The 8,100-nt window shown below is 70.0% G+C and carries 4 protein-coding genes; 2 read left to right on the top strand and 2 right to left on the bottom strand.

All coding sequences use genetic code 11. The features are described from left to right. Positions 1-2 precede the first annotated feature (2 nt). Positions 3-1,016 (bottom strand): glucose-6-phosphate dehydrogenase (coenzyme-F420), encoded by a 1,014-nt coding sequence (gene fgd, locus A5773_RS06725; RefSeq protein WP_067263780.1) that lies wholly within the window; start codon positions 1,014-1,016, stop codon positions 3-5. A gap of 45 nt (positions 1,017-1,061) precedes the next feature. Between fgd and A5773_RS06730 the strand changes: the two genes are divergently transcribed. Both A5773_RS06730 and A5773_RS06735 read left to right on the top strand, forming a co-directional pair. After that, positions 1,062-1,814 (top strand): MBL fold metallo-hydrolase, encoded by a 753-nt coding sequence (locus A5773_RS06730; protein ID WP_067263783.1) that lies wholly within the window; start codon positions 1,062-1,064, stop codon positions 1,812-1,814. A gap of 22 nt (positions 1,815-1,836) precedes the next feature. Beyond that, a complete protein-coding gene (locus A5773_RS06735) occupies positions 1,837-2,586 on the top strand; it encodes a 4'-phosphopantetheinyl transferase superfamily protein (RefSeq protein ID WP_156659577.1) in 750 nt (249 codons plus the stop codon). Here A5773_RS06735 and A5773_RS06740 read toward each other — a convergent pair. Next, on the bottom strand, positions 2,575-8,091 hold the full coding sequence (locus A5773_RS06740) for a biotin carboxylase N-terminal domain-containing protein (protein WP_067263786.1): 5,517 nt from the start codon (positions 8,089-8,091) through the stop codon (positions 2,575-2,577). The two genes, A5773_RS06735 and A5773_RS06740, sit on opposite strands and share 12 nt — an antisense overlap. Between the last annotated feature and the right edge of the window lie 9 nt (positions 8,092-8,100).

The raw sequence follows: 8,100 nt of genomic DNA on the forward strand, positions 1-8,100 counted from the left end.
CCCTATGAGGCCAGCCTGCGCAGCCTGGGCGCGAGGTCCTTCTCGAACAGCTCCAGGAAGCGACGCTGGTCGTGGCCGGGCGCGTGGAACACCAAGTGGTTCAGGCCCCATCCCACGTACTGGGCCACCTTCTCGACGGCCTCGTCGGGGTCCGACGCCACGATCCAGCGCTTGGCGACCTGCTCGATCGGCAGCGCGTCGGCCGCCTTCTCCATCTCGATCGGGTCTTCGATGCTGTGTTTCTGCTCGGCGGTCAACGACAGCGGCGCCCAGAACCGCGTGTTCTCCAGCGCCAGCTCGGGATCCGGGTCGTAGGAGATCTTGATCTCTATCATCTTGTCGACGTCGTCGACGTTGCGTTCCGCGGCGGCGGCGCCTTCCTTGACGGCGGGGATGAGCTTGTCCTTGTATAGCTCTTCGCCCTTGCCGGACGTGCAGATGAAGCCGTCGCCGGCGCGACCCGCGTATTTGGCCACCGCCGGGCCGCCGGCGGCGATGTAGATGGGCACGCCACCCTCCGGCACGTCGTAGATCGAGGCGCCCTTGAGGCGGTAGTACTCGCCGTCGAAGTCGACGCGGTCACCGCGCCACAACTCCCGCATCAACCGCACCGATTCGCGCAGCCGCGCGAAGCGCTCCTTGAACTCCGGCCAGTCGCCCTCGTAGCCGGTGGCGATCTCGTTCAACGCCTCTCCGGTGCCGACGCCCAGGAAGATCCGGTTCGGGTACAGGCAGGCCATGGTGGCGAACGCCTGCGCGATCACCGCGGGGTTGTATCGGAACGTCGGGGTGAGCACCGACGTGCCCAGCACGATCCGTTCGGTACGCTCCCCGACCGCCGTCATCCAGGCCAGCGAGAACGGCGCGTGCCCGCCCTCGTGCCGCCACGGCTGGAAATGGTCGCTGACGGTCGCGCTGTCCATGCCGTGGCCTTCGGCGGCGACGGCCAGTTCGACGAGCTCACGAGGTGCGAATTGTTCGGCGGACGCTTTGTATCCAAGTTTCAGTTCAGCCACGGGTCATTTCTACTCCTCGTGGCGATCGCTCCTAAACTCGCGGGCATGGGACCGGCGCCGACTCTCGTTCAAGTCACCGACACGGTGTACCTCGCTCAGGGCCACGCCGTGAACTGGACGGTGGTCGCCGACGACACCGGCGTGATGCTGATCGACGCCGGCTATCCCGGGGACCGCGACGACGTGCTCGCTTCGCTGCGGGAACTGGGCTACGACGCCGGCGACGTGCGCGCCATCCTGCTGACACACGCACACATCGACCACCTGGGCTCGGCGATCTGGTTCGCCAACACCTACGGCACGAAGGTGTACTGCCACGCGGACGAAGTAGGGCACGCGAAGCGCGAGTACCTGGAGCAGGTCTCGATTTTCGACGTCGCACTTCGCATTTGGCGCCCCCGATGGGCGGTGTGGGGCCTGCACGTGGTGCGCAGCGGCGGCCTGATCCGAGACGGCATCCCGTCCACCCGGCCGCTGACCGCCGAGGTGGCCGCCGGTCTGCCGGGCCGCCCGATGGCAATTCCCACCCCGGGACACACCGGCGGGCACTGCTCGTATCTAGTCGACGGTGTGCTGGCCAGTGGCGACGCGCTGATCACCGGCCATCCGTTGCTGCGTCGCTGTGGGCCGCAGCTGCTGCCGGCGGTGTTCAGCCACAGCCAGGACGATTGCGTCCGCAGCCTGGCCGCGCTGGCCCTCCTGGAGACAGAGACGCTGGCGCCCGGCCACGGCGACTTGTGGCGCGGTCCGATCCGCGAAGCCACCGATCGGGCGACCGCGCTTGCCCGCGGGGGATGAGGTGGAAGTCCGCTGGCTCGCTATGGGCGAGGACGACCTGCCCGCCGGTGAACAATGGCTGACGCCGGCGGAGGCGGCCAGCCTGGCCGCGCTGCGGTTTACCAAGCGGCGCAGCGAATATCTGCTCCGGCGGCTGGTCGCCAAGCACGCCGTCGCCGCGGTGAGCGGCCGGCCCACCGACCCGGCGGCCCTCGCCGGCATCGAGATCCGCAACGCGCCCAGCGGCGCCCCATACGTGTGCGTCGAGGGAACCACGCTCGAGTTGGAGGTGTCGATCACCGACCGCGCGGGTTGGGCGGTCTGCGTGGCGCGCCCGGCGGCGGGCGAGGGCGCGGAGTCGCCGGTCGGCTGCGACCTGGAGCTGGTGGAGCCACGCACACCGGGCTTCGTTCTCGACTTCCTCACCGCGACCGAGCAGGAACTCGTTGCCTCGCGCGCCGCCGGCGAAGAGCGAGACATGGCGGCGAACCTGATCTGGTCCGCGAAAGAAAGCGCGCTCAAGGTGTTGCGCACCGGACTGCGCCGGGACACCCGCTCCCTGGAGGTGGCGCTGGCGGCCCCGCGCGGTGACGGCTGGGGCGAGCTGACGGTGCGCGCCGCGGAGGGGACGGTATTTCCGGGCTGGTGGCGGCGAGACGGTCGTTTCGTGCTCACGGTGGCCACTGAGGTGATCGCGGCGGCGGCCGAACCGCCTGCCGCCCTTGGCGATCCCGGCGTGCTGGCGGCGGCCCAACCGCGGCATTCTTGGCTCGACCGGCCGCTACAGGGTTGACATTCCCCGGTCTAGCGCGTCGACGAGGTAGGGCCGCAGCCCGCGGGCGGTGATGATGTGGTTGACCGAGCCGACCGCCAGCGCGCGCTCGACCGTGTGCACGCGATCGAACTCGTCGGCCACTTCGCTGAGCTTCTCGGCGTGGACCGCCGCCGTGAGCTCGGCGAGGTGGGCCCGCGCGCTCGCGGCATCGGAACCCATTGCGTCGCGGGCTGTTTCGGTGGCCTCGCGGACTCGCGGATCGGAATCGGTGCGCGCCTCGACGTCCCGGACAAAGACGGTCGCGGCCGCCGGTGCACCGCCGATCACGGAGGCGAATGAGCCCTCGACGGCGGCGATCTCCAGCCGGTCGTTGAGTTTCGTCGAAAAGACCACGAACGCGCCGCCGTGGTAGCGGGACACCACGACGAAGACGATCGGCCCGCGGAAATTCGTCACCGCGCGGCCGATTTCGGCCCCGTATTCCAGTTGCCAGCGCCGCATGGATTCCGGCGAGCCGTCGAAACCGGACAGGTTAGCCAGCACGACGACCGGGCGGTTGCCGCTGGCCGCGTTGATCGCGCGGGCGAGCTTGCGGGACGACTGGGGAAACAGCGTTCCCGACGACCACGAGGTGGGGCCGCCCGCGGGCACGAATCCGCGCCGGGGCACGGTGTGCGACTCGATTCCGAGCAGGCACACCGGGATTCCGCCGATGTGGGCGTCCCACACGATCGCGGTCTCCGCGCCGCGCCAATGACTCCAGCGTTCCAGCGGCGCGGAGTCGGCGTCGGCCGCGGCCCGCATCACCGAGCGCATGTCGAACGGTTTCTTCCGCTCGGGATTGTGTTCGGCGGAGAAGATTTCGCCAACCGTTGCCATGTCGCATCCGGAGTGCGGCGCGGATCGCACGTCACGGTCCACCGGGTCGGTGGTGGTGCGCCGGCGCGGCCACCGCTCGCCGGGCAGCACGTAGGTGTACTCGTAATGGCGCAGCAGGATGTCGCAGGCGTCGGCCAGCGTGGGAGCCCAATACTGGCCCTGTCCGTTGGGTCCCATGATGCGGTCGAAACCGCCGATACCGAAGTTGTCTTCGGCGGACACCCCGCCGGAAAAGTCCAGTGCCTGTTTACCGGTCAGCACCATCGCGCTGGCCGGCGTCATCACCAGGATGCCCCGCGTGTGCATCAGCATCGTCGACTCGCCGTTCCAGTACGGCTGCGCGCCCACGTTCACCCCGGTGACAACGATGTTCACCTCCCCGCCGGACTGGGTGAACTCGATGAGACGGCGCAGGACGGCGGCGATCCAGTCCATGTTCTCCGTGCCGCTGTCCATCGCGATCTTCGCCCCGGAAGACAGCGCGAACCACTCGACCGGCACCCGCATCCGCTCGGCCAGATCCAGCGCAGCGATGATGCGCCGGCATTCCGGCTCGGCCAGGTTGCCCAGTCCGCGGGTCGGATCGCCGAACAGCGCCACCCGGGTCATGCCCTCCGGGATTTTCTCGGTGTCGTTGCCGAGCAGGCCGACGACGATGTTGGCGCTGTTGTTCCCGTACGGCCGCGACACCGGTGCCAGGCTGCCCTGCTCGTCCAGGTCGTGCTCGACGAACCGCCCGGCGGGAAACCGGGATACGGCCCCGGGCGGAGGCGTGAGCATCCGCACGATCTCGTACGGATAGGGAGCACCAAAGCGATTGGCGCGCAATAGCTTCTGCTGATACGCCGTCAACGGGCGGACGGGCTGCTTGTCCGGCGGGCGTTCGCGTATCGTCATGCCCCCGTCTAAGCCCTCCAGGTCGAGCACGGCATCGCGACCGTCGGGGTAGCGCACACGCAGCACCACCTTCTCCAGCCCGGCGCCGACCGCCAGCGGTGCCAACGATCCGGCCAGTTCGTCCCACGCCGCGCGGGAAACCTCCCACGGGGGCCGCACGTAGAGCACCATCCGGTTGGTGGCCGGCCGGTTGCGCGCCTCGAACGTGGTCAGCGCTTCCTGCATCGCCGATAGAGCCAGCAGACCCATCAGCTCCAGGCGCGGGTATCGCACCGCGCCGCCCGCGGCCCGCACCGGCGTCAGGTCACGCACTTCTGCGAGCGCGAAAAGCCGGTGATCGGTGGGATTGTCGTGGGCCACCGCGTGGAACACGTACACGTCTTCGGCCGAGCGCAGCCGCCGCAGTTCGAAGTTCGCCAGCCGCCACAACTCGAGCCGCTTGGCCAACATCGGATGCAGATTGCGATAAAGCGCGTCCTCGACGAATTGACCGTCCCGCTGCCGGTAGGTCACGTGGTGGGTGCGGAAGCGCTCCGGCGCGGCCCCGTCGAGGGTTGTCACGGTCAGATCCAGGCGCCACAACAGGCGCCCGAAATGGCATCCGGCGAGCAGCTTTTCGGCTTCCGCGATGACGGTGTCGATATCCGCCGCCTCGCCGTGCCGCCACAGCTCCAAATCCACCACGACCTGCCGATCGGGGTCGGCGGTCCGCAACTGCCCGGCGATCGCCGCGGACAGCTCGGGCAGTTCTGCCCAGGGCGCGTACGCCGTGACCAGGTGAACGTGCTTGCTCTCGAAGTTGTAGTCCGCACTGCCCAACATCCATCCGTCATGTTCACCGACGGCCACGTTGCGCAGTCGCCGGATCCGGTAGAACCGGCGGATGTACACCTCCGCCAACACCCGGTGCAGCCCCGGGTCGCGGCTGGAACGCCATCGCCGCAGCAGCTCGGCACGCAGCGGCTGCGGGCATGCGACGAGGCGGTCGATCCGGCGGGACCGGCCGGCGCCGTCGGGTTCGTCCCGCAGCGCATCGAGATCGCGCTGCACACGGGAGTACTCGTGGGTGACGGTCGCCGCCAGCAGCGGCTCGTCGAAGTAGTGGAACCGCACATCGCGAGCCAGGTCCGCGACGTTGCGCTGGCGACCCTGCATGGCCGCCAGCCGGTCAAGCCGGGACCGCATCTCGGGGTCGGCCACCTTCGCCAGCTCGGCACGGTGGCGGAGTCGGCGCTCGAGGATGGCGGTCACCGCCCCGGCCAGCTCGCCGACCCGGCGAAATGAGCGGAACATCCAGACAACGGCTTCCTCGAGCTCGGGCGTGCGTTCCAGCCCACGCACCCCGTACCGCGATAGCGCGTGCTCCAGCCGGCGCCGATACGAGTCCGGCAGCCCGGCCCGGTCCGCGTCCAGCCACTGCAGGAACGACAGCAGGTACTCCCGAGTACTGCCGTCGACGAGCGCCTCCTCGGGCTCGACCTCGCCGCGCGGCCGGTACAGCGACCCGACGTCGATGAACAGGTCCAGCAAGCTGTCCTCGCAACGCAACAGGTCGGTGTCGGTGGGCGTCGCGATCTCGCCCAGCCGGCGCTGCCGGCTCAGCATGGCCTGAACCGAGGTGGGATCCAGGTCGTAGCCGAGCAGGTAGGAGCGCAGCGCGCCGTACACGCGCTCGCACGCCGGCGTTCCGGGTGGCTCCGCGACGCGCAGGCCGGTGAAGTCGACAGCGGCCGCGCCGACGCGCTGACGGGCGTCGGACGTCGCGATGCGGACCACCGGCGCTCCCGCTTCCACCTGCACGTTCGCGCCGGCTTCGACCGAGGCGACGGTGCCGGCGAACGGCGCTGTGAGAGTGGTTTCCATCTTCATGCTCTCCAGCACGGCGAGCCGGTCGCCCTCGACGACCTGGTCACCGGGCTCGACGAGGACCGAGACCACGAACGCGGGCCCGGGGCTGCGCACCAGGCCCCCGTCGTCGCGCGACACGGTGTGCGCGACGCCGTCGATCTCGACGCGCAGGGTGGCACCTTCCACCACCGACAGCACCCGGTGCGCCACGCCGCCGACCACCACCCGCCGCTCGTAGCCGTCGCGGTCGGAGACCGTGACGTCCGCGGTGCCGGCGCCGGTGACGCGGTAGGTACGGGCACCGGTGCGGTAAACGTCCACGATGTATCGCTGGCCCCGGTAACGCAGGCGGCATCGGTGTCCCACCTCTGCCGAGGTTTCGGCACCGCCGCGGGCGGCGCGGGCGTGGAACGCGGCCCGCTCGGCGGCCTCTTCAAGGTCGTACGACTCCACGGCGGCGACCAGCAGGGCGACCGGGTCCGGGGCGGGCAGGTGCGCCCCCTCCGCGGTCAGCCGGTCCAGCCAGTGGTTGTCGAAACACCCGTCGCGCACCTCCGGTCGATTGAGCAAGCTCAGCAGGAACGAGCGGTTGGTGGTGCCACCTTCCACCACGATCGTGGTGTCGAGCAGTGCACGACGCAGCCGGGCGAGGGCCTCGGTGCGGTCACTTCCCCAGGCGACGATCTTGGCGATCATCGAGTCGAAGTCGGGCGGGATCCGGTCCCCTTCACGCACGCCCGCGTCGACGCGGATCCCGTTGCCGGTCGGCAGGCGCAGGCAGGTCAACCGACCCGGCGCAGGGGTGAACGCCTCCTCGGGATCCTCGGCGCATACCCGGGCCTCGATCGCATGCCCGAACACCTGCGGCGGCGCGCCGACCAGCCGCCCGCCCCGAGCCACGTGCAGCTGCAGTTTCACCAGGTCCAGCCCGGTGGTCACCTCCGTCACCGGGTGCTCGACCTGCAGCCGGGTGTTGACCTCCATGAACAGGAAGTCCCCGGTGCCCGGGTCGACCAGGAACTCCACCGTGCCGGCGTTGCGGTAGCCCGCCGCGGCGGCCAGGCGTACCGCCGCTTCGCGGATCGCCCGCTCCCCCTCGGCGTCGAGCACCGTTGACGCCGATTCCTCCAGCACCTTCTGCCTGCGGCGCTGCAAGGTGCAGTCGCGGACCCCTGCCGCCCACACGGTGCCGTAGTGGTCGGCGATCACCTGTACTTCGACGTGACGGGCGGCCGGCACGAGCTTCTCCAAAAACACCGTCGGGTCACCGAACGCCAGCTGCGCCTCGGCCCGCGCCGAGGGCAGTGCCGCGGCGAGTTCGGCGGGGCTGTAAACCGTTCGGATCCCGCGGCCGCCTCCGCCGGCGGCCGCCTTGACCAGAAGCGGATAGCCGAGCGTGGTCGCGAGTGCGCTGGCGTGGGCCACGTCGTCGACCGGCCCGCCGCTCCAGCACACCACCGGGACGTCCACCTGCTCGGCGAGCCGTTTGGCGGCCACCTTGTCCCCGAGCCGCCGGATGGTGGCGCTGCCCGGCCCGACGAAGACGATGCCGGCCTCCTCGCACGCCTGCGCGAAAGACGCGTGCTCGGCGAGGAATCCCCACCCGACCCACACGGCGTCGGCCGCACTCTCGCGCAGCGCCGCCATCACCGCCGGCTGGTCGAGGTAGCGCGACCGGCGGGTGCCGTCGGCCGGGTCGGCGAAGGTCGCGGTTCCCAGCAGCACGGCCTCGTCGGCCTGGCGCACATACCAGGCGTCGGCGTCGGCGTCCGTATAGAACACGATGGTCCGGATGGGCGGTTGGTCCCCGGCCTGATTGAGTTCGGCCACCGCGGTCAGCGCGCGAACCGCGGGTTCACCGCGGTTGACGATCGCCAGCCGGCGAATCTCGTTGTCCATAGCGAACTT

The sequence above is a fragment of the Mycobacterium sp. 852014-52450_SCH5900713 genome, from assembly GCF_001667075.1.
In the GTDB taxonomy this organism is placed as follows: domain Bacteria; phylum Actinomycetota; class Actinomycetes; order Mycobacteriales; family Mycobacteriaceae; genus Mycobacterium.

Bases quoted from the DNA above. Each gene is read 5' to 3' on its own strand.
- A5773_RS06730 (WP_067263783.1), top strand. From the start codon at position 1,062: ATGGGACCGGCGCCGACTCTCGTTCAAGTCACCGACACGGTGTACCTC.
- A5773_RS06735 (WP_156659577.1), top strand. From the start codon at position 1,837: ATGGGCGAGGACGACCTGCCCGCCGGTGAACAATGGCTGACGCCGGCG.
- A5773_RS06740 (WP_067263786.1), bottom strand. From the start codon at position 8,091: ATGGACAACGAGATTCGCCGGCTGGCGATCGTCAACCGCGGTGAACCC.